Genomic DNA, 26223 nt, shown 5'->3' with positions numbered 1-26223 from the left:
ACAAGCGTGGTCGGAACCGGCGCGGTCCGCTCCGAAATCCTCACCCCGATCACCGCATCGCTCTAGCGCGCGCTGTTGCGTGTCTCGGCCTCGCTCTGGGGTGAAATACCGACACCAAAGGCGTCGACCCGGCCGACCGGCGCTTCAAGCAGTTGGTCCAGCGGGAATGTGGGCGGGGCACTGATGGCCGAACCGGCGGTCAGCAGATCGCCGGCCCGCTCGGGCGCCCGGCCCAGCGGCATCACCGTGCCGGCCACTTCAAGCAGTCTAATCTGCCCCAGCCCCTGGAAGGGCGGGCGCAGCATGGTTGCCGCATCAGTGCCTTGCAGCGGATCGGCCACGGCCACGCTCACTTGGCCCCCGCGATAGAAGCTGCGAATCGCCTGGCTGATATAAAAGGCCAGCTTGTCCGAGCCAGCCGAGGAGAAGTGGATCCCGTCATCCTTGCGCATCAGGGCGTTCTGCCCATTCACATCGGGGCCATAGGCGGTGTATTTGCCATTCTCATCGGCAAAGCGATCAAAGATATCGAGATACTCGGCCCCGCCGGAAAACGCCGCCAACCGGTGCAAGGCGCTGATCTGGTTGATGGCAGCCGAATACTGGCTGCGCGACATGGGGGGCATGCCCATCCAGATCACCGGTTTGCGCGCCGCCCGTAACTGCTCGAGAAATCGATTGAGCCGGGCTTGATAGGCACTGGTCCAGCCCTCGCTCAGCGGATCGTGGGACTGTCCGCCGCTGCGAAGCGCCTGATTATCATTGATGCCGATGATCACCACAGCCAGATCAAAGCTGTCGGCTGCAATCTGTTCGCTCAGCGCGGCATTCCAATCGAAATAGTCGTCGCGCACGAAGCCCGAGGAACTGACCCCTTGGCCGATAACGACAAGATTGGGGTCCTCCGCGTAAAAACGCTCCAGTGCTTTGGCCAGATCAATGGCCAGCGAATCGCCGAATACAGCAAGGCGCGTGGCGTCTTCCGCCTTGTCCGCGGCTGGCTTGGGCGGCGGCAGCGCCACCGGCGCCGGCGCCGGGGCCCGGCTTGGAGCAGTCTGCTGGCGGGGCTGGGTCTGGCGCACCTGTGGCGCCGCTTGGGGTTCGTCACCAAACAGCAGGTCAAATAGGGTGCGGCGGCGTGGCTGCTCAGCCTGGGCCACCAGCGTGCGGTCATCCAGGATAGGCTGCGCCCAAGCCGGGCCGAAATCGGCCAGGATGACAAGGCTAATCAGAAGACCCAGAACGAACCGTTTCATACCTATTTCCGCAAAGCTGCGATGGCCGCCTTTTAGCACCAGCGCCCGGTCCTGACCACGTCGCTCGCCATCCCGTTACCGGATCGCGGCAGTCAGCGCCTCGTAAGCGTCGCGAGTGACGAAGCCATCGGCAATCTCGCCGCGCCGCGCCTGAAACCGGGCATAGGCGGCCTGGGTGATCGGGCCGATGCGGCCATCCACTGCCCCGTCATAATGGCCAAGTTGTTGCAGCGCCTGCTGAATGGCCCGGCGCTGCGCCAGATTGGGAAATTGCGTGTTGCGCGGCCAGGGGGTGACGAAAGGACCGCTGCCCTTGAGCCGGTCGGTCAGATGCGCCACCGCCATGGCGTAGCTGTCGGAGAAATTATAACCCTTGAACACCAGGTAATTGGCGGTCATCAGAAAATTTGGTCCGTCTTTGCCGGCCGGGACATAGAGAAAAACCGGCGTCGTCAGATCGGCAAACTGTCGATTGGCCACGCGGACAATCCCGCGCTCGGCATAGAAAGCTACGGGCCGCAACTGTTCCCGGCTGGCCAGCAGATAGTCGAAACCGTCCGGCACCACGACTTCAAAACCCCAATCGAGCCCGGGCTGGTAGCCTAGCCGGCGGAGATAGACAGCGCTGGTGACCAGGGCATCGGCAAGGGAAGCGTGCAGGTCGACGCGGCCGTCGCCATCCCCATCGGTGCCATGCGCCAGCACATTGGCGGGATTGACCTGCAAATGCCCGATGGCCCCGGCCCAGGAGCCCACCGGCGAGGTGCCACCATTGGCGGCTGCCAGTTTCAACGCGGCGATGAAATCGGCCTTGTCCTCGACAAAGCGGCTGCGGCGCTGCCAGGCAACGGTGGCCAGCGAGCGCACGATGGGTCGGATCAGGCTGTCATTGGAGAGCACGGCGCCATAGTCGGTTTCCATGCCCCAGATGGCGCCGAGCACATAGGGGTCGACACCATAGGCCTGGCCCACTGCCGCAAAGAGATCAGCCTGACGCGCCATGGCGGTTTTGCCGCGCGCGATGCGGCCAGCCGAAATTCGGGTGTCGAGATAGTCCCAGATCGGCGTGGTGAACTCGGGCTGGGTCTCGACCAGCTTGGGCACCCGCGGATCGGGGGTCATGCCCGATGTTATGGCATCATAGAAAGCGCTGTCGACGCCGGCTGCAACCGCCTCGCCACGAAAATCGGCCAGGAAGGCATCAAAGCTCCCCGCAGGCTGGGCGAGAACCGGTCCAATCAGCGCCAGCCAGATCAGGACCACCAGCCGGGTAAGCATTTTGCGCCTCTCCTAGCGATTGCGGGTCATCAGATGCCGCTCCCAGTTGAAGGCAGTATCGACGATTTCCTCAAGGTTATCATGCTGCGGCACCCAGCCCAGCATTTGCCGCACCTTTCCGCCCGTGGCGGTGATCGAGGCCGGATCGCCAGCGCGACGCGGCCCTTCATCGGCGCGGAAATCGACCCCGGAAACCTTGCGTACCGTGTCCACGACTTCGCGCACCGAATAGCCCCTGCCATAGGCGCAATTGAGGGTGGTGCTCTCGCCCCCGCCGCGCAGATGCTTGAGCAGCAGCGCGTGCGCGGCAATCAGATCGGTGACATGGATATAGTCGCGCACGCAGGTGCCATCGGGCGTTTCATAATCGGTGCCGAAAATATCCATCTTTTCGCGCTGGCCGAGCGCCGCCTGACAGGCGACCTTGATCAGATGAGTAGCCTCGGGCGTGGACTGGCCCGAGCGCTTCTGCGGGTCGGCGCCGGCCACGTTGAAATAGCGCAACACGCCATAGGTGATGTCATGGGCCGCTGCCACATCGGCCAGCATCCACTCGGTCATCAGCTTGGACCGGCCATAGGGCGACATTGGATGAAGCGGGGTTTCCTCCACCACCGGGTCCAGCCCGGTCATGCCATAAACGGCGGCGGTGGACGAGAAAATGAAGTGCTTCACCCCACCCCTGACGGCCGCCTCGATCAGATTGCGCGAGGTGGCTGTGTTGTTTTCGTAGTATTTCAGCGGATTGGCGACCGATTCGGGCACCACGATTGAACCGGCGAAATGGATGATCTCGGTGATGGCGTGTTTCTCGATCAAGCCAAGCACATGTTCGGTGTCCCCTGCATGGCCGGTTTCGAAAATTGCCCGTCCATCGATCGCCCAGTCGAAGCCGGTGACCAGATTGTCCAACACGACGACTTTTTCGTCCGCATCGGCCAGATTGAGCACCATATGGCTCCCGATATAGCCGGCACCCCCGGTAACCAGAACTGTCATTTATCGCTAACTCCCGGCATCACAACGCTATTTGGTTGCAACATTATGTGGCAGATGTTGATTTAGCTTTACGTTGACCAACCTTCGAATGCCACTCAGGAGAGCTTGCGTGTCTAAACGTGTCCGTACCGCCGTGTTTCCCGTTGCCGGGTTGGGAACCCGCTTCCTGCCCGCGACCAAGGCCATGCCCAAGGAAATGCTGACGGTCGTGGACCGGCCGCTGATCCAGTATGCGGTGGACGAGGCCCGCGAGGCCGGCATCGAGCACTTTGTTTTTGTCACTGGCCGCAACAAGGGCGTCATCGAGGACCATTTCGACAAGCAGTTCGAACTTGAAGCAACGCTTGAGGCGCGCGGCAAGTCAGCGGCGCTCGAAGAATTGCAGCAGGACCTGCCCTCGGCGGGCCGCACCAGCTTCACCCGTCAACAGGAGCCCCTGGGCCTGGGCCACGCCGTCTGGTGTGCCCGCGACATCGTGGGCGATCAACCCTTTGCCCTGCTATTGCCCGACATGATCTTCCAGGCCAAGCCGGGCGTGCTCAAACAGATGATGGACGCCTATGAGGAACGGGCCGGCAACATTATCGGGGTGGAAGAATGTGCCTGGGAGGATGTTTCCTCCTATGGCGTGGTGGTGCGCGGCGATGGTCCGGACCAGGGTTTTGCCATTAATGGCATGGTGGAAAAACCCAAGCGCGACGAGGCTCCCTCCAACCTATTCATCTCGGGCCGCTATATCCTGCAGCCCGAAATCTTTGCCCTGCTGGCCGAGCAGACCCGTGGCGCCGGTGATGAAATCCAGTTGACCGACGCCATGCAGACCTTGATGGACCAGCAGCGCTTCACCGGGGTGAAATACGAAGGCAAGGTCTATGATTGCGGCTCCAAGCTGGGCTTTTTGACCGCTAATGTGGTTTTCGCCCTGGACCGCCCCGACATTCGCCCCGGCTTTGTCGAGGAACTGCGCAAGCTCGATCTGGAAGACCAGCTCTAGCTTTTTTCGGTCAGCGTCGCACCGTCACGCCAAGACTGACGGTGTGGCTCTCGCGCACTCCGCTCGCACTGTTGTCGCGATGCGCATAGCCGTAATCGGCGGAAACGGCGGTGTGGGCATTGACCTTGTAGTCGGCACCGAGGCCGGCGCCGTGGCGCTGTTCGGTTTCCGCGCTGCCTTCGAGCCAGGATCGGGCCCAGTCCGCCGATGCGCGCAGGCGCAACCAGGAATTGACCGTATAATCGAATCTCGCCGTTGCGGTATGGGCGACCCTTGCCGTGCCCGTGCTGTCCGTGCCCGTGGGTTCCACTGTGGTGGCCAGTGCAGCGGACAGGTTGAGCGTCGGATCGGGCGAATAGGTGATACTGGCGTCATAAAGCCGCGTGGTGATGTCGCTCAGACTGCCATCGTCGAAATCGTGGTGACCAACACCGATTGAAGCGCTGGCCGAAACCAGGCCGTTCCATTGTCCTGCCAGGCCCGCGCGAAGGGTACGGCTGGTGGCGTCGGCCTTGGTCCCGCCTGCCCCTGCTTGGTCATACCAGTCGCGGCCAAGCCCGGCTTCGGCGAACACCTCGATGATGGGCGTGGCCTGTAGGCCAAGACGCAAGCTCGCGTCGCCCTCCCATACATTCTGGCTTGAATTGTCGGTGACGCCGGTGTCACTGCGCCTGGTGGGCCCATAAACGGTGCGGGCGATGGTGCCATCAAGCCCTAGATTGAATTTGCCCAACTGCCGGTCAATGCCGCCATTGATGCTGCCGGTGACGCTGAGGGGCGGTTCGATGATCACCGGATCAAGCCCTGGCGCGGACGGCAGATCGCGCGACAGGCTCAGGCTGGCGCCGCCGCTCGCCGTGGTGTCGCGATCGATCCGGGTGGTGCCAGAAACGTCGAGATCGAGCGCGGTAGCGCCCAGCGTGCCGTCGGTGTCGCGGGCCAGTTCGGCAGCGCCCTCCAGCACAAGATCGGTGCGCACCCCCTGATGGATTGCCGAAACTGCCGGATTAAGCGTGGTAATGAAGCGCTCGCCGCTGGTGCCATTGCTGTAGCTGCCCTTGAGGCCGATCGACCAGTCGACCTCAAACGGCGGATGTCCCGGCTCGTTCGGTACGGCGAATTTATCGGGCACCGGCGCTGCCGGATAGAGGCCGGGGGTCAGGCGATCTTCGCGCAGGCTTGTCTCGTCGATGATTGGCGGGTCCGCCAGCGCCGAGCCGGCCAGCGCCGTGCTGACCAGCAATACTCGCAACACTGTCAGCTCGTGCCGGGCCAAGTCCCGCTCCGCAGATCAAGCCGGCAGGCATAGGCAAGCCGGAACAGGCCCATGGGGCCGGGTCCCGATCTTCGCATTTTGTGGTTAATGAAACCTTGCGGGTTAGTGCCTAGACCGGCTCGACGCGCAAGACGGCACCCTCGGCGTCAATGATGCGAACGCGCTGCCCCGCCGGCAAATCGGGGCCGCTGACCCGCCACTTGGTGTCGCCCATGGTCAGGCGTCCGAAGCCGTCGACTATGGGTTGGTCGAGCACCACTTCACGGCCCATGAAATGCTCGGTGCGCTGGTTGAGCAAAGGACGGTCGGTCTGGGTTGCACGCCCCCTGGTCAGCCGCACCCAGGCATAGATGGAAACCAGCGAAAGCACGCCGAAAATCAGCCATTGCAGGGGCCAGGTCAGTGGCTGGAACAGGGTGATGATGCCGGTCAGAATGCCGGCAATGCCCATCCAGAGCAGAAAGCCGCCGGGCAACACCAGCTCGAGCGCCAGCAGCACCAGCCCGGCCACGATCCAGCTCCAGGGGCCGTTTTCGACCAGAAAATTAACAATCTCCATAGGGCGCTCCCGTCAATCCGGCGCGGTAGTCGGCGCTGCGGAGGGTGCGCTGGACGGTGGTCGGCTCGCCGAGCGCGGCTGCGCCGGTTTTTCCGAGCCAAAGGTCTCCCGGGCGATTTCGGCGATGCCGCCAATCGCCCCGATGACGCTGGATGCCTCGACCGGCAGCATCAACAGCTTCTGGTTGGGCGAAGTGGCCACTTTTTCCAGCGCCTTGATGTAGTTATTGGCGACGAAATAATTGATCGCCTGTACATTGCCCGCAGCAATGGCCTCGGACACGAGTTGGGTGGCCTTGGCTTCGGCCTCGGCTGCGCGCTCACGGGCCTCAGCATCGCGGAAAGCCGCTTCGCGGCGGCCCTCGGCCTCCAGCACCTGGGCCTGTTTTTCGCCCTCTGCCTTGAGAATTGCCGCCTGCCGCCGGCCTTCGGCCTCCAGAATTGCGGCGCGCTTCTCACGCTCCGCCTTCATCTGTCGGCCCATCGAATCCACCAGATCGCTGGGCGGATCGATATCCTTGATTTCGATACGGGTAATCTTGACGCCCCAGGGCGAGACGGCTGCATCGACCACCCGCAACACCCGATCATTGATCTCGTCACGATTGGACAACAGGGAATCGAGGTCCATCGAGCCCATGACCGAGCGGATATTGGTCATGGTGAGGTTCAGAATGGCGTGTTCGAGATTGGTCACCTCATAGGCGGCCGAGGCGGCATCCAGGATTTGGTAAAAGGTTACGCCATTGGCGGTCACCGTCGCATTATCGCGGGTGATGACTTCCTGATGCGGAACGTCCAGCACCTGCTCCATGACGTTGATCTTCTTGCCGACCACATCGATGAACGGCACGATCAGATTGAGGCCGGCCTTGAGCGTGCGGGTATATTTGCCGAACCGCTCAATGGTGAAATTATAGCCCTGCGGCACGGTCTTGGCACCGGCAAACAGCACCAGCAACAGCAATATGCCCAGGCCGATCAGCGTGATGCTGAGACCGTCCAGCCCCATATCGTTGAGAAAGTCCATCGGCCCTGCCTTCCATGCCCAACTCGCTACGCAAGCTTATGCGGCGACAGGCAGATTGGGTAGCGCCAAATCGCGCCCTACTTGGCCGGCAGGCAACGTCCGGTTCTTTGCAGCGCGGCGATGGCGCGCGGATCGCAGCCGGTGTGCAGGAACATCAGCCACTCCTCCGTCGAGCCGTAGAATACATTGCGGTCGACCTCGCCACGCACTCCCGGCACCACCCCGGTCTGGGTATATTGCCAGAACGTCCAGGGGCGGTTCTCGTAGCGCTCATGCGGCGCTGCTGCGGTCGAACGCAACCAGAAGGCATTTGGGAAATATTCGCCCGCCAGTATGTCGCGATGGAAATTCATGTCGGTATAGATGATCGGCAGCTTGCCGGTATGACGTTCCATGACGTCGAGCATCAGCCGAATCTTTTCCAGCGCATCGGCCTTGTTCGGCTTGACCTTGCAGCTCGAATGATTGTTCCACTCCAGGTCCAGCACCGGTGGCAGCGCACTGGGGTCGAACGGCACGTTCTGGGTGAACCAGGCAGCCTGCTCGGAGGCCAGCGAGCACCAGGTCATGAAGTGATAGGCTCCGCGCGGCATGCCCGCATCGCGCGCCCGCTGCCAGTTCACGCGGAAATTGGGGTCGAGATAGTCCTTGCCCTCGGTAGCCTTCATGAACACGAAATGCGTGCCTGCCGATCGCGCCCGGGCAAAGTCCACATTTTCCTGGTAGCGCGCCACATCAATCCCATGGATCGGCATGGAACGGGCTCGATCGACCCCCGAATGCGGCCGGTTGTCCCCGGGAATGGCGCTATAAAGACCACCCATGCTGCCACAGGCGGCCAGCGCCACCACGGCAAGGCTCATCACGGCGCCGCGCAACGCGGCGGAGGCAGAGCGGGACAGGGACAGGACCATTCTGGAAAACACCCAAACGCAGGAAGACACTTCTACCTTGATTCAACATGGGCCGGTTAATGGAGTTTTAGGGTAACCAGTGTGGCAGCGGGCATGGTTAACAAGCCATCTTCCGTTCGCTCTTCGTTCTTGCTGGCTGGTTAACGATCTGCTAGCGTCGGGTTCGGCAATTGGGGGCAAGAGCCGATGGTGACCCGCGTAACGACTGTGGCGTTTCAGGGCATAGAGGCCGTTCCGGTCGATGTGCAGGCTCATATTGCGCCCGGCCTTGCCGCACTGGTGCTGGTCGGCCTGCCCGACAAGGCGGTGCGCGAAAGCGGCGAACGGGTCCGCGCTGCCCTGACTGCCTCCGGGCTCGGCCTGCCACCCAAGCGCATCACCATCAATCTGGCGCCCGCCGACCTGCCCAAGGAAGGCAGCCATTACGACCTGCCTATTGCCCTGGCGCTGATGGGTGCGCTGGGCGCAATTCCGCAGGACGCGCTCGAGGGCTACGTGGCATTGGGCGAGCTGGGGCTGGACGGGAGGCTCGCTCATGTCGGAGGCGTTCTTCCGGCCGCAATGGCGGCCAGCGCCAAGGGCATGGGTATTATATGTCCACAGATCTCCGGCTCGGAAGCCGCCTGGGCAGGAGAAGATGTCGATATCATTGCCACCGATAGCCTGATCGCCCTGGTCAATCACCTCACCGGTCATCAATTGCAGGCGCGCCCTCAACCCGTCCGGCAATTGGTCGCGCCCGGCGATTTGCCCGATCTTGTCGATGTGCGTGGCCAGGCGGTGGCGCGGCGCGCCCTCGAAGTCGCCGCGGCCGGGGGGCACAACATGCTCATGGTGGGGCCACCCGGCGCAGGAAAATCCATGCTGGCCGCGCGTCTGCCCTCCATTCTCCCACCTCTCTCCGCGCGCGAACTGCTCGACATCTCGATGATCCAGTCCATCGCCGGAGAACTGGCCGATGGCGCTCTGTCGGACCGGCGGCCGTTTCGCGCGCCGCACCACTCCGCCTCCATGGCTGCTTTGGTGGGTGGGGGGCTGAAGGTGCGGCCGGGCGAAGCGAGCCTGGCCCACAATGGCGTGCTGTTTCTCGATGAACTGCCCGAATTTGCGCCCAATGTGCTCGACAGCCTGCGCCAGCCGCTCGAAAGCGGCGAGACGGTAATTGCCCGGGCCAATGCGCGGGTGTCCTATCCCAGCCGCTTCCAATTGATAGCGGCGATGAACCCTTGCAAATGCGGCATGGCCGGCACGCCGGGCCATAGCTGCAAGCGCGGCGCGGCCTGTGCGGGGGACTATCAGGCGCGGATTTCCGGGCCGTTTCTCGATCGCATCGACATCCGGATCGATGTACCGGCGGTAAGCGCTGTCGACATGATCGGATCGGGGGGCGCTGCGGAGAGCTCGGCTGATGTCGCCAAACGCGTGGCCGCCGCACGTGAGCGGCAACACCGGCGCTTTGCCGATGCGGGACATGCCCGTATCCTGACCAATGCTGCAGCCCCCGCTTCCCTCATCGAAAAACTGGTCGAGCCCGATCGGGAAAGCCAGTCGCTGCTGCTCCAGGCTGCCGAGCGGTTCAACCTTTCCGCCCGTGCGTATCATCGCGTTCTCAAGGTGGCGCGCACGCTTGCCGATCTGGCGGGCTCCGATAAGGTCGCCCGGCCCCATATCGCCGAAGCGCTGAGTTATCGGCTGAGCTTTGGGGCCGGCTGAGGGCGCGAGGATCTCGATGAAACACCGTATTTCCGCCGGCGTACTGGCGCAGCGCGATGATCGCATCCTGCTGGTGCGCCATTTTCGGCCCGGGGCACATGATTTCTGGGCTGGTCCCGGTGGCGGCGCCGAGGGCACCGAAGAGCTGCACGAAGCCGCGGCGCGCGAGGCTTTTGAAGAGGCCGGCATTCGGGTAGAGCCACGTGCCATGGCCTATATTGACGAGCTGATCGATGATTGGGGCCGCATCGTCAAGTTCTGGTTTCTCGCCGACTATGTCTCGGGCGAGATCGATGTTTCGGCCAATCCCGCCGAGGCCGAATCCATCAGTGAAGCGGGCTGGTTCGCGCGCGGGGCCCTGCCCCGGGGCCATGTCTTTCCCGAGGTCCTGCGCGACCGTTTCTGGGATGATCTGAAAGCTGGCTTTCCCGCTCCGATCAAACTGCCGCTGAGGCAGTCGATATTCTGAGGCCTGTACGTAAGCCTGTGGATAAGTGTTTCACGTGAATCTGCGGCGCAGGCTCAGCTCACCCGGCGATAACCCCCCGAAACGCCTTCCGGCGACAGCACGATCTGCCAGAGATTGATCTGCCGGGCGCGGAACAGGGCGGCAAACACCGAGAGATAATAGCGCCACATGCGCCGGAAACGCTCATCATAGCGCTGCGCAAGCTCGGGCCAGGCCGCATCGAACCGCGCGCGCCACGCCATCAGCGTCTTGTCATAATCGGCGCCGAAATTGTGCCAGTCCTCCATCACGAACAGGCCCTCCACAGCCTGCCCGATCTGGGCAATCGAGGGCAGCATGCCATTGGGAAAGATGTATTTTTCTGCCCAGGGGTCGCCATGCGTGGTCGAAATATTGCCGCCAATGGTGTGTAGCAGGAATAGCCCGTCTGGCTTGAGCAGCGAGCGGGCCTTGGAGAAATAAGCGCGATAGTTTTTGTAGCCGACATGCTCGAACATACCGATAGAGACAATCCGGTCGAACTGGCCCTCAAGCGCCATATAGTCCATCAGTCGGGTCTCGACCGGCAGGCCCTGCCCATGCGCATTGGCATAGTCGGCCTGTTCCTGGCTGACGGTGACGCCAAGCCCGGAAATGCCATAGCGCTCGGCCGCGAATTGCAGAAAACCGCCCCAGCCCGAGCCGATATCGAGCACGCGCATACCCGGTTCCAGCCCCAGTTTGCGGCAGATCAGATCGAGCTTGGCTTCCTGCGCCGCGTCCAGCGTGTCGGCCTGCGCCCAATAGGCGCATGAATAGATCATGCGCTTGTCCAGCATGGCCGCATAGAGGCTGTTGTCGAGGTCGTAGTGCCGCTCGGCCACTTCGCGAACCCGCAATCGCTGCATGTTGAGCAGACGCGCCTTGAGCGTGCTGGCGATCAGTGGCAGGTCGCGCGGAAAGGCGTCCTGCACCCGCGCAGAAATCAGCTTGAACAATAGGCTGTCGAGCGGCTCGGCATCCCACCAGCCATCCATATAGCCTTCGCCCAGCCCCAGCGTGCCGTCCCGCAACAGGCGGGCGTATAGTCGCTCGTCATGAACGGTGACATCGGCATCCGGACCCGCTCCGGCGACAATGCCGGCCCGGGCTATTTGGTCCAGAACGAAGCGTTTGGCAGCGAGCGACATGGACAGCAAGACACGATGAGCCAGGAGCAAATCCTAGACCCATCGCGCTTTACCGATCAAGCGGGACTTGGCTTAGTGAAACTGCGCCGTCTCGGTGGATTCAGCCATCGCCGTGGTGGCGCTCTGGCCTTGGGTCACGGTCATGGAAACCGCGTCGAAATAGCTGGTGCCCACTTCGCGTTGGTGCCGGACCGCGGAGAAGCCATGCGGCTCGGCGGCAAATTCGGCCTGTTGCAGCCGCGAATAGCCGGCCATGCCGTCCTGCTTATAGCTGCGCGCCAATTCGAAGGTGCTGAGGCTCAGATTGTGGAACCCCGCCAGGGTGATGAACTGGTACTTGTAGCCCATGGCGGCGATTTCGCGCTGGAAAGCCGCCATCTCCGCCTCACCCATATGCTTGGCCCAGTTGAAGCTTGGCGAGCAATTATAAGCCAGCATCTGGTCAGGATACTGTTTGCGGATCGCCTCGGCGAATTTGCGCGCTTCACCCAGATCCGGCTTGGAGGTTTCGCACCAGATCAGGTCCGCATAGGGCGCATAGGCCAGGCCGCGAGCGATGGCGCAGTCCAGCCCGCCCTTGAGCCGGTAAAAACCTTCGGCTGTGCGTTCGCCGGTGACAAACGGCTTGTCATATTCGTCAATATCCGAAGTAATCAGCCGTGCCGCTTCCGCATCGGTGCGGGCCATGATCAGCGTTGGCACGCCCATGACGTCGGCCGCTAGCCGTGCTGCATTGAGCGTACGCACGAACTGACTGGTCGGCACCAGCACCTTGCCACCGAGATGGCCGCACTTCTTTTCAGAAGCGAGCTGGTCTTCGAAATGCACGGCGGCCGCGCCGGCTTCGATCATTGCCTTCATCAATTCAAATACATTCAGCGCACCGCCAAAGCCGGCCTCGGCATCGGCAATAATCGGCACAAAGAAATCGTGATCCGTGGTGGCCACGCCGTCAGCCTTTTCCATGGTCTGGATCTGGTCGGCGCGCTGCAAGGCCTTGTTGATGCGCTTGACCACCGAAGGCACGCTGTCGACCGGATAAAGCGACTGGTCGGGATACATATTGCCCGAGGAGTTGGCGTCGGCGGCCACCTGCCAGCCGGAAAGATAAATTGCCTTCAAACCTGCCTTGACCTGCTGCACCGCCTGATTGCCGGTAAAGGTGCCCAGGGTCGGCACGAAGTCCTCATTGTGCAGCAATTGCCAGAGTTTTTTAGCCCCGTTCTCGGCCAGTGAATGCCGGATCGGCAACGATCCCGCCAGGCGCGCCACATCAGCGGGGGTGTAGTTGCGGGCAATATTGTCCCAACGGTCTGGCGCATAGTCCGGCGTCGGGAAATGTTCGGGATGGGCAGGTTTGTCGAGCATGTCGTCTCTCCTCAAATTTTGACATGACGGGGCCGCTCCGCCGCTCGGGCGGAGGGCAATGATTCACGTGGAACTTCGAGCCGGCGGCTTGCCGCAAATTCGCTCCAGTGGAGCGAATTTAGTCGAGAAGGCCTCGAGAGCTGCGCTCGAGAGGCGGAGCCGGCGGCGATAGCTGAATGGGTCTGCAGCCTGATCTCTAAACCGCGGCGCGCCGACAGAAAGTGGCCGCAATCATGCCGGCGCCGGAAAACAGCTCCTGCGCATCCTCGCCACCCACCAGGGTGAATTGATGCCGGCCAATGCGTCCGGCAATCGAATAGCCCTGCGCAGCAAGGCCGCGTGCCTTGAATTGCGCCATGGCTTCATTGGCGGTGGGGGCGATGATGGTGATGTAGTCGTCGCGTTGATCGGTGACAGGGGTCATTTCGAATTCTCCTCGCTCGTTGTCTGTAAAGATTTGACAAATGCCTCAGACATGCAAGAAATATCCGCATAGGCGCCAGTAAACCTGTAAATCGCTGGTCAATTTCTGGCTGCAGAATTGTAAATTCTGTAAAATTCGGTCGGAGGAAAACATGGTGGAAACAGCCGAAAGCCAGGTTGGCGGCCGCATCAAGCGGTTGCGGCGCCAGCGTCATCTCAATCAGGCCGATCTGGCCCAGGCGCTGGGCATTTCCTCAAGCTATCTCAACCTGATCGAGCACAACCGGCGCAAGCTCACCGTGCCGCTGCTGTTCTCCATCGCCGGCTACTTCGGCGTGGAGCCTGGGGAACTGGTTGATGGTGATGAAGGGCGGCTGGTCGGCGACCTTATGGAGGCCTTCGGCGATGACATCTTTGCCGATAGCGATGTGACCAATCTCGAGATCCGCGACCTGGCCCAGGCCAATCCGGCGGCGGCGCGCGCCGTGCTCAAGCTCTATGATCGCTATCGGCTGGCAACGGCCGGCACGCCGGTGCCACGAAATGAAGGTGAGTCAGAGCCCTTTCACCTCGCCACCGATGCGATTTCGGACTTCCTGCAAGCCAATACCAACCACTTTCCGACGCTTGAAGACGCCGCCGAACGCGTGCGTACCGATATCGACAGTGCCGGCGATAGTTTTGATGCGGCCATCCGCGCCTATTTGTTTAACGTGTTCGGGCTCGAGGTGCGGCTGGCCTCCCTGCCCCACGGCATTGCCCGCCAGCTCGATCCGGCCGGTCGCCATCTGTTGGTCTCGGACCTCCTGCCGCCCGAAACCGCCAATTTCCTGCTTGCCCAGCATGTCGGCCAGGTAGCGGCCGAAGCCGAGAGCGCCGAAATCATCGCACGTTCGGACCTCCCCGAAGGCGACGCACCCATGCTGGCGCGCAATGTGCTCTCGGCCTATTTTGCCGCCGCGCTGATCATGCCCTATGCGCCCTTCCTCAAGGCTTGCCGCGATTATCGCTATGATATCGAGCGGCTCGGACGGCGCTTCGGCGCCAGTTTCGAGCAGGTCTGCCACCGTATGACAACGCTGCAGCGCAAGGGCGCCTCGGGCATCCCGCTCCATCTCGTGCGCACCGATATTGCCGGCAATATCTCCAAGCGTTTTTCGCTGTCAGGTATCCATATCCCGCGCCATTCGGGCGCCTGCCCACGCTGGAATGTCTATGCGGCGTTCCTCGCGCCCGAGCGCATCAATGTGCAATTGAGCCAGATGCCGGATGGCCAGCGCTATTTCTGCATTGCCCGCACCATCACCAAAGGTGACTACCGTTACAACGCGCCCCGCCGCTATCTTTCGATCGGACTGGGCTGCGCCATTCATCACGCAAAGGAAATGATCTATTCGGACGGCATGGACCTGACTTCGGACCTGCAGACCGTGCCGATCGGCGTCGGGTGCCGCATCTGCCCGCGCCTGGAATGCGGTCAGCGCGCCCATCCGCCGGCCGACCACCGCTTCCGGCTGGACGACAATATTCGTCCCGAGAGCCTTTACGCGCGCATGAGCTAGGGGCGGCGCTAGCCTTCGATCTCGTGATTGCGCCGGTCATGATCCCAGCTCTGGCGCCATTCGCGCTCCAGAACGGCGCGGCGCTTACCATAGCGCTCTTCAGTAATGGTTAGGCGGACAATCCGGTCGGTGCGGAAATTGCGGAAATCCTGTCGCAACAGGCACCAGGCCGCGATGGTCTGCTTGCCTTCGTAAAAGGCCAGGCCCACCGGCCAGATGGTGCGGCTGGTGGCGCGGCTCTGCTCGTCCTCATAGTCGATGGTGACGGCCTTTTCCTGCCGCATGGCAAGGCGGATATCCCCCAGCACCGGAATAGGCTTGCGCTGCCCCCATAGTGCCACGGGCCAGAGCGCGGTATCGCTGATCCGGTCCCGCAGATCTTCGGGCGAGGCGGTCGCAATCTTGGCCAGCGCATTGCGCGCTGCGGCGCTCAAGCCATCATCGGGTTGGGTTTCCACCCAGCGCGCGCCCAGCACCAGCGCCTCGAGCTCTTCGGGGCTAAACATCAGCGGCGGCAGGAAAAAGCCGGGCTTCAGCATATAGCCGACCCCCGCTTCGCCGTCGATCGGTGCGCCCAGCCCGATAAGGGTCTGGATGTCGCGATAGAGCGTGCGCACGGACACATTCTGTTCTTCGGCCAGCGCCGCGGCCGTGATCGGCCGCCGATGCCGTCGGAGCGCGTCCATGATCGAAAACAGCCGCTCGGTCTTGTCCATAGGCGTCCCTCCATCGTGGTCTCCTGCCAGCGTCACCGGCAGGACCATGCGCAATTGGGCTGACAGACCGCGTCAGCAACACCGAACAGATAGCGTCAGGCGATCTCGAATTCGCACCAATGGCTATAGGGCCGGTCGGGCGAATAGATGACATTGGGGAAGTGCGGATTATGCACGGCATCGGCAAAGGCCTGGTCTTCCAGGCAGAACCCGGAATGCTTGCCATAGCGCTTGCCATTGAGGCCGGGCACCGAAACGTCGGTCCACACCCCATTGTAGACCTGCACCCCCGGCCGGTCGCTCCAGAGCTTGAGCGTCAGATCCTTGTCGGGCGAGACCACGGTTGCGATCGGATCGGCCAATTTGCGGCCGGTATCGAGCGCCATGCCGATATCGTAATCGACCGGTGCCCCGTTGGCGTCGCGCATGGTCCGCGGCTGGCGCAGATCGTAGACTGTGCCCTTTGAGGGCAGAATGGCCCCGGTCGGCGCCAGATCTTCGCCCAGCTCGGTATAGGCCGAGGAATTGACCTGGATGGTGTGGTCGAGCACGTCATCGCTGCTGCCCAGATTGAAATACTGGTGCTGCACGAGGCTGATCGGGGTGGCCCGGTCGGTGGTGGCGCTCAATTCGAGCCGCAGGCGGTTACCGCTGAGTGTATAGGTGGCGGCAAAATTGACATTGCCGGGATAGCCCATGGCCCCATCGGGCGAGAAATGGCTGAAACGCACCGCATTGTTGGCGCTGTCGATCTGGCCCTGCCAGACCTGTCGTCCCAATCCCTCCTCGCCGCCATGCAATTGCAAGTCACCGGCATTGGGCGGCAAATTGTAGGTCACGCCATCGAGCTCGAAGCTGGCATTCTTGATTCGGTTGGCAACGCGCCCGGCCAGCGAACCGAAATGCGGACTATGCGCAGGATAGGCGTCAAACTGGTCAAACCCCAGCACCACCGAGCGTTCGCCACCAGCCACCGGCACGCGCCAGTCGCGCACCACCACGCCAAAACCAATAATGTCGACACTGACCCCGGTATCGCTGGTCAGGCGGAATTGATCCACGCGCTGCCCGTAGTGCTCACCGAAATCTGATACTGCGACTGCCATGGCGCTGGCTCCCTTCCCATCTATATGGCGCGGAGCTGTAGCGCTATTCGGCCCCCGGCTGCAACGCTGCACTTGACCTTTGCGCAGGGCGTGGGGAAGTGTGCTGGCATGGGAGCGCCAGGCGGAACGCCATTTCACGCGCTGGTCGTGGGGGAGCGGATTTGAGCGAAGAGACGATGAGGCGACGGGCAACGGTGCATGATGTGGCCCGGGCCGCAGGGGTCTCACTGGCCACGGTCGACCGGGTGCTCAACGGCCGACCCGGCGTGCGCGCCGCGACCGCGGAAAAGGTCGAGCAGGCCATTGCCGAACTGGGCTTTGCCCGCGATCTCAACGCTTCCTTGATGGCCCGGGCCCGCGATCTCAGCGTGGTGTTCTTCATTCCCGATGGCTCCAATGAGTTCATGGACAGCCTGGCCGAAGCCGTGCACCGGCGTTCGCCTCTGGCGCTGGCCGATCGCATTCATCTCGATCTGCGCCGGGTCCGGGCGCTTGACGCCGCAACTCTGGCCGAAAGCCTCAACCAGCTCGCGCCGCGGGAGTGCGACTGCGCGGTGATCGTTTCGAGCGATGAACCCGAAGTACTCGCCGCCATTGACGCCGCGCAGCGTCGCGGCATTGCGGTGATGACCCTGGTGTCGGACCTGCCCGGTTCGGCGCGCCGCAATTTCATCGGCATCGACAATATCGCTGCAGGACGCACTGCGGCCTCGCTGATGGGGCGTTTCCTGCCACAAGGCGGCAAGGTGGCTGTTGTGGCCGGTTCGCTGCATTTGCGCGACCATGCCGAGCGGCTGGATGGCTTTCGGGCGGCGCTTGCCACAGAATTTCCCGCCCTTGAGATCATCGGTCCGCTGGAAGGTCATGACGAACGCACCGAGACCGCGCAAATCATCACGGCCCTTTTGGCCGAACATGCCGATCTTGGCGGCCTCTACAATCTGGGCGCCGGCAATGCCGGGCTGGTGTCGGCGCTTGAGGCGTCCGGGCGCAGCGGCAATCTGCGCGTCATTGCCCATGAGCTCTCAGCGCCCACTCGCGCCGGACTTCTCCACGGTGCCATCGATGTGGTGCTCGACCAGAATCCGGATGGCGAAATTCGCGAGGCCATAGCCGCCGCCCGCGCATTGGCGCTGGACGCGTCGCGGACGGCAATCACCGATCCCATTGAAATTGGGATTTTCCTGCGCGACAATCTGCGCTAAACACGGCGCCAATCACCAAATCGGCGTGGCCCGAAACGGGCGGGAGGACGTTCGAATGATTTCTGCAATCAGATATGAGGTACGTGCCTCATGACATTTCTTGGCATTGATATCGGCACGTCGGGCGTCAAGGCGCTGCTGATCGACGAGCAGGGCAAGGCGCTGGGCGATGCCTCGGCGCCCGCTGTCGAGCCGGTGCGGCCCCAGCCCGGCTGGTCCGAGCAAGACCCCGCCGACTGGTGGGCGGCCACCCTGGGTGCCATCGACAAGCTCAAGCAGAGCCACAGCACGGCGCTGGCCGCAGTCAAGGGCATTGGTCTGTCCGGCCACATGCATGGCGCGACGCTTCTGGGGGAGAATGACGCGGTGCTGCGCCCCTGTATTCTGTGGAATGACGGGCGTTCGGCGGCTGAATGCGCCGAGATGGAAGCGGCATTGCCGAATTTGCGGAACCTCGCCGGCAATATCGCCATGCCCGGTTTCACTGCCCCGAAAATCGCCTGGGTCCGCAAGCACGAGCCGGACATCTATGCCCGTATCCAGAAGGTGCTGCTGCCCAAGGCCTATGTCCGCCTGTTGCTGACCGGCGAACATGTCGAGGAGATGTCTGACGCCGCCGGCACGCTCTGGCTCGATGTTGCAAAACGCGACTGGTCCGATGATCTGCTGGGCGTTACCGGTCTCAACCGAGAGCACATGCCATCGCTGGTCGAAGGCTCTGCTGTTTCAGGGCAATTGAAGCCTGATCTGATGGCGCGCTGGGGCATGTCGGGCACTGTCGTGGTTGCCGGCGGCGCTGGCGACAATGCAGCAGCAGCCTGCGGCATCGGCGCTGTCCGCCCCGGCGAGGGCTTCGTGTCGCTGGGCACCTCGGGCGTGCTGTTCGTCTCCAATGAAGCATTCAGCCCCAATACCGAAGGGGCGGTCCACGCCTTCTGCCACGCCATCCCCGACACCTGGCACCAGATGGGCGTCATTCTCTCGGCCACCGACAGTTTGAACTGGTTGTCCCGTATCACCGGCCAGAAGCAGGCTGAATTGTCCGGCGCGGCCGAGGCGCAGTTCAAGGGACCGGGCGAAACCATCTTCCTGCCCTACCTCTCGGGTGAGCGGACGCCGCACAATAATGCTGGCGCCCGTGGGTCATTTGTCGGTCTCAGCCAGTCCACCGACCCCGCCCAGATGGCGCAGGCGGTGATGGAAGGCGTCAGTTTTGCCATGCGCGATTGTCAGCGCGTGCTGGCCGATGCCGGCACGGCAATCAATCGTCTTCTGGCCGTTGGCGGGGGCAGCAAGTCCGCTCTCTGGCTCAATATGCTGGCCACCAATCTCGATATGGAAATCGCCCTGCCCGAAGACGGCGATTTTGGTGGCGCCCTGGGCGCGGCCCGGCTGGGTCTCTGCGCTGCCACCGGGGCCGACCCGATGGATGTCATGTCCATGCCGCCGATCAAGTCCACCATTGCGCCCGACAAGAGCCTGTCGGCCGCCTATTCCGATCAATACGCGCGCTATCGCGCCCTTTATCCCGCCATTGAGGAGGCAATTTCGTGACAGATTTTTTCAAAGGCCTGAGCCAGGTCAAGTTTGAAGGCCCGACATCCAAGAATCCGCTGGCCTATCGCCACTACAACAAGGACGAGATCGTCGCCGGCAAGCGGATGGAAGACCATATTCGCCCGGCCATCGCCTATTGGCACACCTTCGCCCAGGAAGGTGGCGACCCCTTTGGCGGCCGCACCTTCGACCGGCCCTGGTTCGACAAGGGTATGGAAGGCGCAAAACTCAAGGCCGACGTCGCCTTTGAGTTCTTCGATCTGCTCGATGTGCCCTTCTTCTGCTTCCACGATGTCGATATCGCCCCGGAAGGCGCAACGCTCGCCGAAAGCAACAAGAACGTCCGTGCCATTGGCGAGATCTTTGCCCGCAAGATGGAACAGAGCCGCACCAAGCTGCTCTGGGGCACGGCGAACCTGTTCTCCAACCGCCGCTACATGGCCGGCGCCGCTACCAACCCCGATCCGGAAGTTTTCGCCTATGCCGCCGGCCAGGTGAAGAACGTGCTCGAGCTGACCCATGAACTGGGCGGCGAGAACTATGTGCTCTGGGGCGGTCGCGAAGGTTACGAAACCCTGCTCAACACCAAGATCGGCCAGGAGCAGGACCAGATGGCCCGCTTCCTTCATCTCGTGATCGAGCATGCCAAGAAGATCGGCTTCAAGGGCCAGATCCTGATCGAGCCCAAGCCGCAGGAGCCCTCCAAGCACCAGTACGACTATGACGTCGCCACCGTATTCGGCTTTCTGCAGAAATACGGCCTGGAAAAAGACGTGAAGTGCAATATCGAGGTCGGCCACGCCTTCCTTGCCGGTCATTCCTTCGAGCATGAACTGGCCGTAGCATCCTCGCTGGGCCAGCTCGGCTCGGTCGATGCCAACCGTAACGATTTGCAGTCCGGCTGGGACACTGACCACTTCCCCAACAATCCGGGCGAAATGGCCCTGGCCTTTTACTACATCCTCAAGCAGGGCGGCCTGGGCAAAGGCGGCTTCAATTTTGACGCCAAAGTGCGTCGCCAGTCGCTGGACCCGGCAGACCTGCTGCACGGCCACATTGGCGGCCTCGATGTGCTGGCCCGCGGCCTCAAGGGTGCGGTGGCAATGATCGAGGACGGCGAGTTCGACAAGCTGCTCGATGACCGCTATGCCGGCTGGGACAATGGTTTGGGCAAGGACATTCTGGATGGCCAGCTCAGCCTGGCCGACATCGCCGCCAAGGTCGATGCCGATGGCATCAATCCCCAACCGCGTTCCGGCCGCCAGGAATATCTCGAAAACCTGGTCAATCGGTTCGTCTAGGCAACCCTCCGTCGGCCCCAATCAAGGGGCCGACGGATCATAGCTGTTGCCCGGAATGAGCACAGTGAAGCAGCTTCCCTCGCTTAGCCGCTCGACCTCCAGCGTGGCGCCCAGCTGCGAGACCTGCTGCCTCAGCATGCGCATGCCGAAGCCCTTGCTAGCCTTGAGATCAAAGCCGTCCGGAATGCCTATGCCGTCGTCGCGGACGCACAACTCGATTCCATTCGGCCGCCGTCGCACGCTGACCACAATGACGCCGCCATCTTCGGGTCCATAAGCATGCTTTTGCGCATTGGTGACCAGTTCAGAGACTATCAGCGCCACCGGCGTGACGAGATCTTCGCTGATCTCGATCCTGTCGGCGGACGCCACGACATGCGCACGGTTGATGTGGTCGAGCTTCTCACAGATCGACCCCACGATCTGACCGATATCGATACGTGTGTTGAGATCGGCATGCTCGATAATGCGCTGGATTTCGACAATCGCCTGAATCCGGCTCAGGGCGCCCACCAGCGCGTTGCGCGCCGTGCCGTCGGAGAGGCTCGAAAGTTGCATGCGCAACATGGCCTGGATCAGCGCCAGGGAATTGCGCACCCTGTGCGTCATTTCCTGGGCCATGTGATGGGTGCGTGCCGCCTGGTCGCGCAGCGCTTCGGTGCGCTCATCCAGGGCCTGCTGCAGCCCGGCCTGCCGCTCCACCCGCTCGGTGATGTCAACCTGGGTGGCAATGAAATAGAGCAGCTCGCCGGCGTCATCGAGCATCGGCGCCATGTGCAGTTCATTCCAGAACGCCGTGCCATCCTTTCTATAGTTGAGGATTTCGTGGCTGATGGTTTCGCGATCCTGGACCGCCTTTTTCAGGACCGCCCGGTCCTCGTCCCGCGTGTCGGGGCCCTGCAGAAACCGGCAATTGCGGCCCAGCACCTCGTCCTCGGAATATCCGGTCAATTCGAGAAAGGCACCGTTGACAAAGACCAGCGGGCAATCGGGCTCGAATGGATCGGCGATGGCGATGGGGACAGCGCTCGATTCGACGGCATGCACAAAAGGCTGCAGGCGCATCTTGGATTTGACATTCTTCCAGTAGCTCAACTCGCGAATATGAAGATCCACGGCGCTTATTCCCTCTTGGACCAACCGGCCCACCGGCCTTTGGCTCTGACGCTAATCCGGACGATCGGGGCAGTTCGCGAGGCACTTTCGCGTCCTGTTTTGCCCACTTGTCCGCCTCTCAACCCCCAATAACGCACCAAGCGGCAATTTTGTCGCATCGGAGGAAGAATTCATGTCCCAACTGACAAATCCCATCCTTCCCGGGTTCAATCCGGATCCTTCCATTCTTCGGGTGAGCGAAGATTATTACATCGCCACTTCCACCTTCGAGTGGTTCCCCGGCGTGCAGATCCACCACTCCAAGGACCTCGCGAACTGGGAGCTGCTTACCCGGCCGCTGACGCGCAAGTCCCAGCTCGACATGCGTGGGGACCCCGATAGCTGCGGCGTCTGGGCGCCGTGCCTCACCCATGACGGGGAAAAGTTCTGGCTGGTCTACACCGATGTGAAACGCAAGGACGGCTCGTTCAAGGACGCCCATAACTACATCGTCTGGGCCGACAAAATCGAAGGGCCCTGGTCCGACCCGATTTATGTCAATTCCTCCGGCTTCGATCCGTCCCTGTTCCACGACGACGATGGCCGGAAATGGTTCATCAACATGATGTGGGACCACCGCACGCGGCCGCTGAAATTCGCCGGCATCGCCCTGCAGGAATTCGACGCCAAGGCCGGCAAACTCGTCGGCCCGGTCAAGAACATCTACAAGGGCACCGATCTCAAGCTGGTCGAGGGGCCTCACCTCTATAAGCGCAATGGCTGGTATTATCTGCTCACCGCCGAGGGTGGCACGGCCTATGACCATGCCTGCACCTTCGCCCGTTCGCGCAATATCGATGGGCCCTACGAAACCCACCCCGACAAGCACATCCTGACCAGCAAGGACGCGCCGCTCGCCGCGCTGCAGCGTTCGGGCCATGGAGATCTGGTGGAAACGCCGGAAGGCAAACTCTATCTCGTCCATCTGGCCGGCCGCCCCACCACCCAGGAACGCCGCTGCGTGTTGGGCCGCGAAACAGCAATCCAGGAAGCATATTGGGGCGAAGACGACTGGCTCTATGTCAAGGACGGTCCCGTGCCATCGCTGCATGTCGAGGTCCCCGGCACTCGTGACGAGGACAAATACTGGGCCGAGCAGCGCTCTACCTTTGAGAATGGCCTGCCCATCGACTTCCAGTGGCTGCGCACTCCCGAGCCTGACCGCATCTTTTCGACGGATAGCGGCAAGCTGACCCTGTTCGGGCGCGAATCCATCGGCTCCTGGTTCGAACAGGCGCTGGTGGCGCGGCGCCAGCAGCATTTCTCCTATGATGCTGAGACCGTGGTGGACTTTTCCGCCACCGACGAGCGCACCATGGCCGGGCTGACCGCCTATTACAGCCGCTACAATTTCTTCTATCTGGCGGTAACGGCCCATTCGGACGGGCAGCGTGAACTGCTGCTGATGAGCTCGGAGATTTCCTGGCCCGATGGCAATCTCAGCTTCCCGGCCGAGCCGGTGCAGATCCCCAATGAGGGCAAGGTGAAACTGGCCCTCACCATTCGCGGTAAGGCGCTGCAGTTCTTCTATGCGCTGGAGGGCAAGGAATTGCAGCCCATCGGCCCGGTCCTTGATGCCTCGATCCTGTCGGACGAATGCGGTGGTCATCAGGCGCATGGCAGCTTTACCGGCGCTTTTGTCGGCGTGGCGGCGAATGATCTCAATGGCACGGCAAGCCCGGCCCATTTCGATTACTTCATCTATCGGCCGGTGCGCGACCCATCCGACCGCTATGAGATCGATGCGCTGAGCTAAGCACATTTATTTCAAAGACTTGGCGCGGGAGAGGACGAAGTGTCTCCCCCGCGCCTTGTCATTTTCAGGCGAACCAGCAAGTTTGGCGCCAGCGAGTCAAAGGGAGCCTATAATGAAACTCGAATCCATCGCCCTGCACCATGGTTATGAATCGGAAGCCACCACCAAGGCGGCTGCAGTTCCGATCTACCAGACCACCTCCTACACTTTCGACGACACCCAGCACGGCGCCGATCTGTTCGATCTCAAGGTAGCGGGCAATATCTATACGCGCATCATGAACCCCACCACGGCGGTGCTCGAAGCCCGGATCGCCGAGATGGAAGGCGGTATCGCCGCGCTGGGTCTGGCCTCGGGCATGGCGGCGATCACCTATGCCATCCAGACCATTGCCGGGGTTGGCGACAACATCGTTTCGATTTCCCAGCTCTATGGCGGCACCTATAATCTGTTCGAGCACAGCTTCCCGCGCCAGGGCATCGAAGCCCGGCTGGTCAGCCACGACGATTACGATGGCTTCGAAAAGGCTATCGACGAGAACACCAAGGCGGTCTTCCTTGAATCCATCGGCAATCCGGCCGGCAATGTCGTCGATATCGAGAAAATTGCCGAGATCGCCCATCGCCATGGCGTGCCGGTGATCGTCGACAACACGGTGGCTACCCCCTACCTGACCCGCCCCTTCGATTTCGGTGCCGATATCGTGGTCCATTCGCTGACCAAATATATCGGCGGTCACGGCACCTCCATCGGCGGCGTCATTGTCGACAGCGGCAAGTTCGACTGGAAGGCCAACGCCAAGCGCTTCCCGGTCCTGAACGAGCCCGACCCCTCCTATCATGGCGTGGTCTATACCGAGGCGCTGGGGCCCGCGGCCTATATCGGCCGGGCGCGCGTGGTGCCGTTGCGCAATACCGGCGCAGCCCTCTCGCCCATGAACGCTTTCATGATCCTGCAGGGGCTCGAAACCCTGGGCCTGCGCATGGAACGCCACTGCGAAAATGCGCTCAAGGTCGCCCAGCACCTGAAAAACCATCCCAAGGTGGAGTGGGTCAACTATGCCGGCCTGTCCGACAGCCCCTACCACGCGGTGGCCAGCAAGATCTCCAAGGGCTCGGGCTCGGGCATTCTCTCTTTCGGCATCAAGGGCGGCAAGGACGCCGGCGGCCGCTTTATCGATGCGCTGCAGATGATCCTGCGCCTGGTCAATATCGGCGACGCCAAGTCGCTGGCCTGCCACCCGGCCACCACCACCCACCGCCAGCTCTCGCCTGAAGAACTCAAAAAGGCCGGGGTGTCGGAGGATCTGGTGCGCATTTCGGTGGGCATCGAGCACGTCGACGACATCATTGCCGACATCGATCAGGCGCTGGCCAAGGCCTGATCACATTCACCTGAACCGGGGGCGACAGCTCCCGGTTCAGGGCATAGTATGGTGACATAGCGGTCGCATCAAACGCGTCTCGCGCCCCTCATGCGCTCTTCGCGGAAAGTGCGGCCTCCTTGCAAAGGGGGAGGGACGCACATGGCCAAGATGCATGTCATTTCCGGTGTCGGCGACAAGCTCGACCTGCCGGTCATACACAAGATTTCGCTGGCCGATCTCGGCGATGTCCTGCGGCGCGGTGCCGCCGACTTTTGGGCCAAGCCCAGTCACTACGTGCTGTTGATGCTGATCTATCCGGTTATCGGCATCGTGCTGACCGTGTGGATGAACGGCTGGCACGCCTGGACCCTGCTCTATCCATTGGTCGGTGGCTTTGCCCTGGTCGGCCCTATCGCCGCCCTGCCACTCTATGAAGTGTCGCGACGGCTCGAAATGGGACAAGACCCGAGCTGGCGCGACGCCATGAGCGTGCTGAAATCGCCAGCCCTTGGCTCCATACTGGCCGTCGGCGCCATGCTCTTTGTGCTGTTCACCCTCTGGCTCACCAGTGCCCAGGCGCTGTATGAAAGCCTGTTCGGCGCGTCGCCACCGCGCACCCTGGATGCTTTGCTCGCGCAAATCCTCACGGACCCTGCCGGCATGACGCTGCTGGCGATCGGCACTGGCTTGGGCGCCCTGTTTGCTCTGGTGGTGTTATGCACCACGGTCATTGCCTTCCCCCTGATGCTCGATCGTGATGTGGGAGCCTATGTGGCCGTCGAGACCTCGTTCCGGGCGGTGATCTCCAATCCCGTGCCGCTCCTGGCCTGGGGGGTCATCGTGGGCGCAAGTATCTTTGTGGGCTCCATCCCGCTCTTTGTCGGCCTGGCGGTGGTACTGCCCATTCTTGGCCACGCCACCTGGCATCTCTATCGCAAACTGGTCGAGCCAGTTTCCCTCATTCGCGGCCCCTGATCCATGCGGCAAAACGGTAGGGGCAAACTCGTTTCGCCCGGTTGGAATCTGATCCCGAACCGCCTAAGGTCCGGGAT

General features: G+C 62.1%; 23 protein-coding genes. 10 read left to right on the top strand and 13 right to left on the bottom strand.

All coding sequences use genetic code 11. The annotated features are described in order from the left end of the window. Positions 1 to 62 precede the first annotated feature (62 nt). From GGR20_RS09825 to galE, 3 genes are all read right to left on the bottom strand, one after another. Entirely contained in the window at positions 63 to 1256 is a 1194-nt protein-coding gene (locus tag GGR20_RS09825) for an SGNH/GDSL hydrolase family protein (RefSeq protein ID WP_183311073.1), read from the bottom strand. A 75-nt stretch (positions 1257 to 1331) separates the two neighbouring features. Next, a complete protein-coding gene (locus GGR20_RS09820; RefSeq protein ID WP_183311072.1) occupies positions 1332 to 2534 on the bottom strand; it encodes a lytic murein transglycosylase in 1203 nt (400 codons plus the stop codon). 12 nt (positions 2535 to 2546) lie between these two features. Next, positions 2547 to 3533: a UDP-glucose 4-epimerase GalE gene (gene galE, locus GGR20_RS09815; protein WP_183311071.1), complete on the bottom strand. Its 987-nt coding sequence runs from the start codon at positions 3531 to 3533 to the stop codon at positions 2547 to 2549. 88 nt (positions 3534 to 3621) lie between these two features. On the opposite strand from galE, the gene galU reads away from it, so the two are divergent. Beyond that, complete coding sequence (galU, locus tag GGR20_RS09810) at positions 3622 to 4527, top strand: UTP--glucose-1-phosphate uridylyltransferase GalU (RefSeq protein ID WP_183311070.1); 906 nt, start codon at positions 3622 to 3624, stop codon at positions 4525 to 4527. Between the two features lie 10 nt (positions 4528 to 4537). Here galU and GGR20_RS09805 read toward each other — a convergent pair whose 3' ends face one another. From GGR20_RS09805 to GGR20_RS09790, 4 genes are all read right to left on the bottom strand, one after another. Then, positions 4538 to 5803 carry an outer membrane beta-barrel protein gene (locus GGR20_RS09805; RefSeq protein ID WP_183311069.1) on the bottom strand — a complete coding sequence of 422 codons (1266 nt, stop codon included), beginning with the start codon at positions 5801 to 5803 and terminating at the stop codon, positions 4538 to 4540. A 109-nt stretch (positions 5804 to 5912) separates the two neighbouring features. Continuing rightward, positions 5913 to 6362 carry an NfeD family protein gene (locus GGR20_RS09800; protein ID WP_183311068.1) on the bottom strand — a complete coding sequence of 150 codons (450 nt, stop codon included), beginning with the start codon at positions 6360 to 6362 and terminating at the stop codon, positions 5913 to 5915. A gap of 12 nt (positions 6363 to 6374) precedes the next feature. Next, the gene (locus GGR20_RS09795; protein WP_246349523.1) at positions 6375 to 7391 is read right to left on the bottom strand and encodes an SPFH domain-containing protein; all 1017 of its coding nucleotides are present in this window, start codon (positions 7389 to 7391) and stop codon (positions 6375 to 6377) included. A 77-nt stretch (positions 7392 to 7468) separates the two neighbouring features. Beyond that, positions 7469 to 8305, bottom strand: a complete 837-nt coding sequence (locus GGR20_RS09790) for a glycoside hydrolase family 25 protein (RefSeq protein ID WP_183311067.1) — start codon at positions 8303 to 8305, stop codon at positions 7469 to 7471. Positions 8306 to 8491: 186 nt separating this feature from the next. Here GGR20_RS09790 and GGR20_RS09785 point away from each other — a divergent pair, with 186 nt between their 5' ends. Then, positions 8492 to 10018, top strand: coding sequence for a YifB family Mg chelatase-like AAA ATPase (locus GGR20_RS09785; RefSeq protein WP_183311066.1), 1527 nt, complete (start codon positions 8492 to 8494; stop codon positions 10016 to 10018). Between the two features lie 16 nt (positions 10019 to 10034). After that, positions 10035 to 10487, top strand: a complete 453-nt coding sequence (locus GGR20_RS09780) for an NUDIX domain-containing protein (protein WP_183311065.1) — start codon at positions 10035 to 10037, stop codon at positions 10485 to 10487. A 53-nt stretch (positions 10488 to 10540) separates the two neighbouring features. Here the strand turns inward: GGR20_RS09780 and cfa are convergent, their stop codons facing one another. From cfa to GGR20_RS09765, 3 genes are all read right to left on the bottom strand, one after another. Beyond that, positions 10541 to 11656, bottom strand: a complete 1116-nt coding sequence (gene cfa, locus GGR20_RS09775; protein WP_183311064.1) for a cyclopropane fatty acyl phospholipid synthase — start codon at positions 11654 to 11656, stop codon at positions 10541 to 10543. 72 nt (positions 11657 to 11728) lie between these two features. After that, positions 11729 to 13024 (bottom strand): isocitrate lyase, encoded by a 1296-nt coding sequence (gene aceA, locus GGR20_RS09770; RefSeq protein WP_183311063.1) that lies wholly within the window; start codon positions 13022 to 13024, stop codon positions 11729 to 11731. Positions 13025 to 13220: 196 nt separating this feature from the next. Continuing rightward, positions 13221 to 13448, bottom strand: a complete 228-nt coding sequence (locus tag GGR20_RS09765) for a hypothetical protein (RefSeq protein ID WP_183311062.1) — start codon at positions 13446 to 13448, stop codon at positions 13221 to 13223. Positions 13449 to 13599: 151 nt separating this feature from the next. Between GGR20_RS09765 and GGR20_RS09760 the strand changes: the two genes are divergently transcribed. Next, positions 13600 to 15009, top strand: coding sequence for a helix-turn-helix domain-containing protein (locus tag GGR20_RS09760; protein ID WP_183311061.1), 1410 nt, complete (start codon positions 13600 to 13602; stop codon positions 15007 to 15009). 8 nt (positions 15010 to 15017) lie between these two features. Here GGR20_RS09760 and GGR20_RS09755 read toward each other — a convergent pair whose 3' ends face one another. Continuing rightward, positions 15018 to 15725: a helix-turn-helix transcriptional regulator gene (locus GGR20_RS09755; RefSeq protein ID WP_183311060.1), complete on the bottom strand. Its 708-nt coding sequence runs from the start codon at positions 15723 to 15725 to the stop codon at positions 15018 to 15020. Positions 15726 to 15820: 95 nt separating this feature from the next. Beyond that, entirely contained in the window at positions 15821 to 16831 is a 1011-nt protein-coding gene (locus GGR20_RS09750; protein WP_183311059.1) for an aldose epimerase family protein, read from the bottom strand. A gap of 161 nt (positions 16832 to 16992) precedes the next feature. On the opposite strand from GGR20_RS09750, the gene GGR20_RS09745 reads away from it, so the two are divergent. The 3 genes from GGR20_RS09745 to xylA all read left to right on the top strand — a co-directional run bounded on the left by GGR20_RS09745 (position 16993) and on the right by xylA (position 20894). Next, positions 16993 to 18036, top strand: a complete 1044-nt coding sequence (locus tag GGR20_RS09745; RefSeq protein ID WP_246349522.1) for a LacI family DNA-binding transcriptional regulator — start codon at positions 16993 to 16995, stop codon at positions 18034 to 18036. A gap of 90 nt (positions 18037 to 18126) precedes the next feature. Beyond that, positions 18127 to 19590 (top strand): xylulokinase, encoded by a 1464-nt coding sequence (xylB, locus tag GGR20_RS09740; RefSeq protein WP_183311058.1) that lies wholly within the window; start codon positions 18127 to 18129, stop codon positions 19588 to 19590. Beyond that, positions 19587 to 20894, top strand: a complete 1308-nt coding sequence (gene xylA / locus GGR20_RS09735; protein WP_183311057.1) for a xylose isomerase — start codon at positions 19587 to 19589, stop codon at positions 20892 to 20894. Before xylB ends, xylA begins: the two co-directional genes overlap by 4 nt. 21 nt (positions 20895 to 20915) lie before the next feature. Here the strand turns inward: xylA and GGR20_RS09730 are convergent, their stop codons facing one another. Continuing rightward, the gene (locus GGR20_RS09730) at positions 20916 to 22010 is read right to left on the bottom strand and encodes a PAS domain-containing protein (RefSeq protein ID WP_183311056.1); all 1095 of its coding nucleotides are present in this window, start codon (positions 22008 to 22010) and stop codon (positions 20916 to 20918) included. Between the two features lie 172 nt (positions 22011 to 22182). Between GGR20_RS09730 and GGR20_RS09725 the strand changes: the two genes are divergently transcribed. The 3 genes from GGR20_RS09725 to GGR20_RS09715 all read left to right on the top strand — a co-directional run bounded on the left by GGR20_RS09725 (position 22183) and on the right by GGR20_RS09715 (position 26146). Next, entirely contained in the window at positions 22183 to 23805 is a 1623-nt protein-coding gene (locus tag GGR20_RS09725) for a glycoside hydrolase family 43 protein (RefSeq protein ID WP_183311055.1), read from the top strand. A gap of 112 nt (positions 23806 to 23917) precedes the next feature. Continuing rightward, positions 23918 to 25189 carry an O-acetylhomoserine aminocarboxypropyltransferase/cysteine synthase family protein gene (locus tag GGR20_RS09720; RefSeq protein ID WP_183311054.1) on the top strand — a complete coding sequence of 424 codons (1272 nt, stop codon included), beginning with the start codon at positions 23918 to 23920 and terminating at the stop codon, positions 25187 to 25189. Between the two features lie 141 nt (positions 25190 to 25330). Beyond that, positions 25331 to 26146 (top strand): DUF2189 domain-containing protein, encoded by an 816-nt coding sequence (locus tag GGR20_RS09715; RefSeq protein WP_183311053.1) that lies wholly within the window; start codon positions 25331 to 25333, stop codon positions 26144 to 26146. Positions 26147 to 26223: the final 77 nt, after the last annotated feature.

This window comes from Devosia subaequoris (assembly GCF_014197055.1).
GTDB lineage: Bacteria > Pseudomonadota > Alphaproteobacteria > Rhizobiales > Devosiaceae > Devosia > Devosia subaequoris.
Note: the sequence above shows the minus strand (reverse complement) of the source record. Positions and strands in the feature narration are given on the sequence as shown.

What these genes read in the sequence shown, in the direction of transcription:
- GGR20_RS09765 (WP_183311062.1), bottom strand. Translation starts at nt 13,448, where the DNA reads ATGACCCCTGTCACCGATCAACGCGACGACTACATCACCATCATCGCC.
- GGR20_RS09755 (WP_183311060.1), bottom strand. Translation starts at nt 15,725, where the DNA reads ATGGACAAGACCGAGCGGCTGTTTTCGATCATGGACGCGCTCCGACGG.
- GGR20_RS09825 (WP_183311073.1), bottom strand. Translation starts at nt 1,256, where the DNA reads ATGAAACGGTTCGTTCTGGGTCTTCTGATTAGCCTTGTCATCCTGGCC.
- GGR20_RS09715 (WP_183311053.1), top strand. Translation starts at nt 25,331, where the DNA reads ATGGCCAAGATGCATGTCATTTCCGGTGTCGGCGACAAGCTCGACCTG.
- cfa (WP_183311064.1), bottom strand. Translation starts at nt 11,656, where the DNA reads ATGTCGCTCGCTGCCAAACGCTTCGTTCTGGACCAAATAGCCCGGGCC.
- aceA (WP_183311063.1), bottom strand. Translation starts at nt 13,024, where the DNA reads ATGCTCGACAAACCTGCCCATCCCGAACATTTCCCGACGCCGGACTAT.
- GGR20_RS09790 (WP_183311067.1), bottom strand. Translation starts at nt 8,305, where the DNA reads ATGGTCCTGTCCCTGTCCCGCTCTGCCTCCGCCGCGTTGCGCGGCGCC.
- GGR20_RS09800 (WP_183311068.1), bottom strand. Translation starts at nt 6,362, where the DNA reads ATGGAGATTGTTAATTTTCTGGTCGAAAACGGCCCCTGGAGCTGGATC.
- GGR20_RS09725 (WP_183311055.1), top strand. Translation starts at nt 22,183, where the DNA reads ATGTCCCAACTGACAAATCCCATCCTTCCCGGGTTCAATCCGGATCCT.
- GGR20_RS09760 (WP_183311061.1), top strand. Translation starts at nt 13,600, where the DNA reads ATGGTGGAAACAGCCGAAAGCCAGGTTGGCGGCCGCATCAAGCGGTTG.
- GGR20_RS09795 (WP_246349523.1), bottom strand. Translation starts at nt 7,391, where the DNA reads ATGGACTTTCTCAACGATATGGGGCTGGACGGTCTCAGCATCACGCTG.
- GGR20_RS09780 (WP_183311065.1), top strand. Translation starts at nt 10,035, where the DNA reads ATGAAACACCGTATTTCCGCCGGCGTACTGGCGCAGCGCGATGATCGC.
- xylB (WP_183311058.1), top strand. Translation starts at nt 18,127, where the DNA reads ATGACATTTCTTGGCATTGATATCGGCACGTCGGGCGTCAAGGCGCTG.
- galU (WP_183311070.1), top strand. Translation starts at nt 3,622, where the DNA reads ATGCCACTCAGGAGAGCTTGCGTGTCTAAACGTGTCCGTACCGCCGTG.
- GGR20_RS09720 (WP_183311054.1), top strand. Translation starts at nt 23,918, where the DNA reads ATGAAACTCGAATCCATCGCCCTGCACCATGGTTATGAATCGGAAGCC.
- GGR20_RS09820 (WP_183311072.1), bottom strand. Translation starts at nt 2,534, where the DNA reads ATGCTTACCCGGCTGGTGGTCCTGATCTGGCTGGCGCTGATTGGACCG.
- GGR20_RS09785 (WP_183311066.1), top strand. Translation starts at nt 8,492, where the DNA reads ATGGTGACCCGCGTAACGACTGTGGCGTTTCAGGGCATAGAGGCCGTT.
- galE (WP_183311071.1), bottom strand. Translation starts at nt 3,533, where the DNA reads ATGACAGTTCTGGTTACCGGGGGTGCCGGCTATATCGGGAGCCATATG.
- GGR20_RS09750 (WP_183311059.1), bottom strand. Translation starts at nt 16,831, where the DNA reads ATGGCAGTCGCAGTATCAGATTTCGGTGAGCACTACGGGCAGCGCGTG.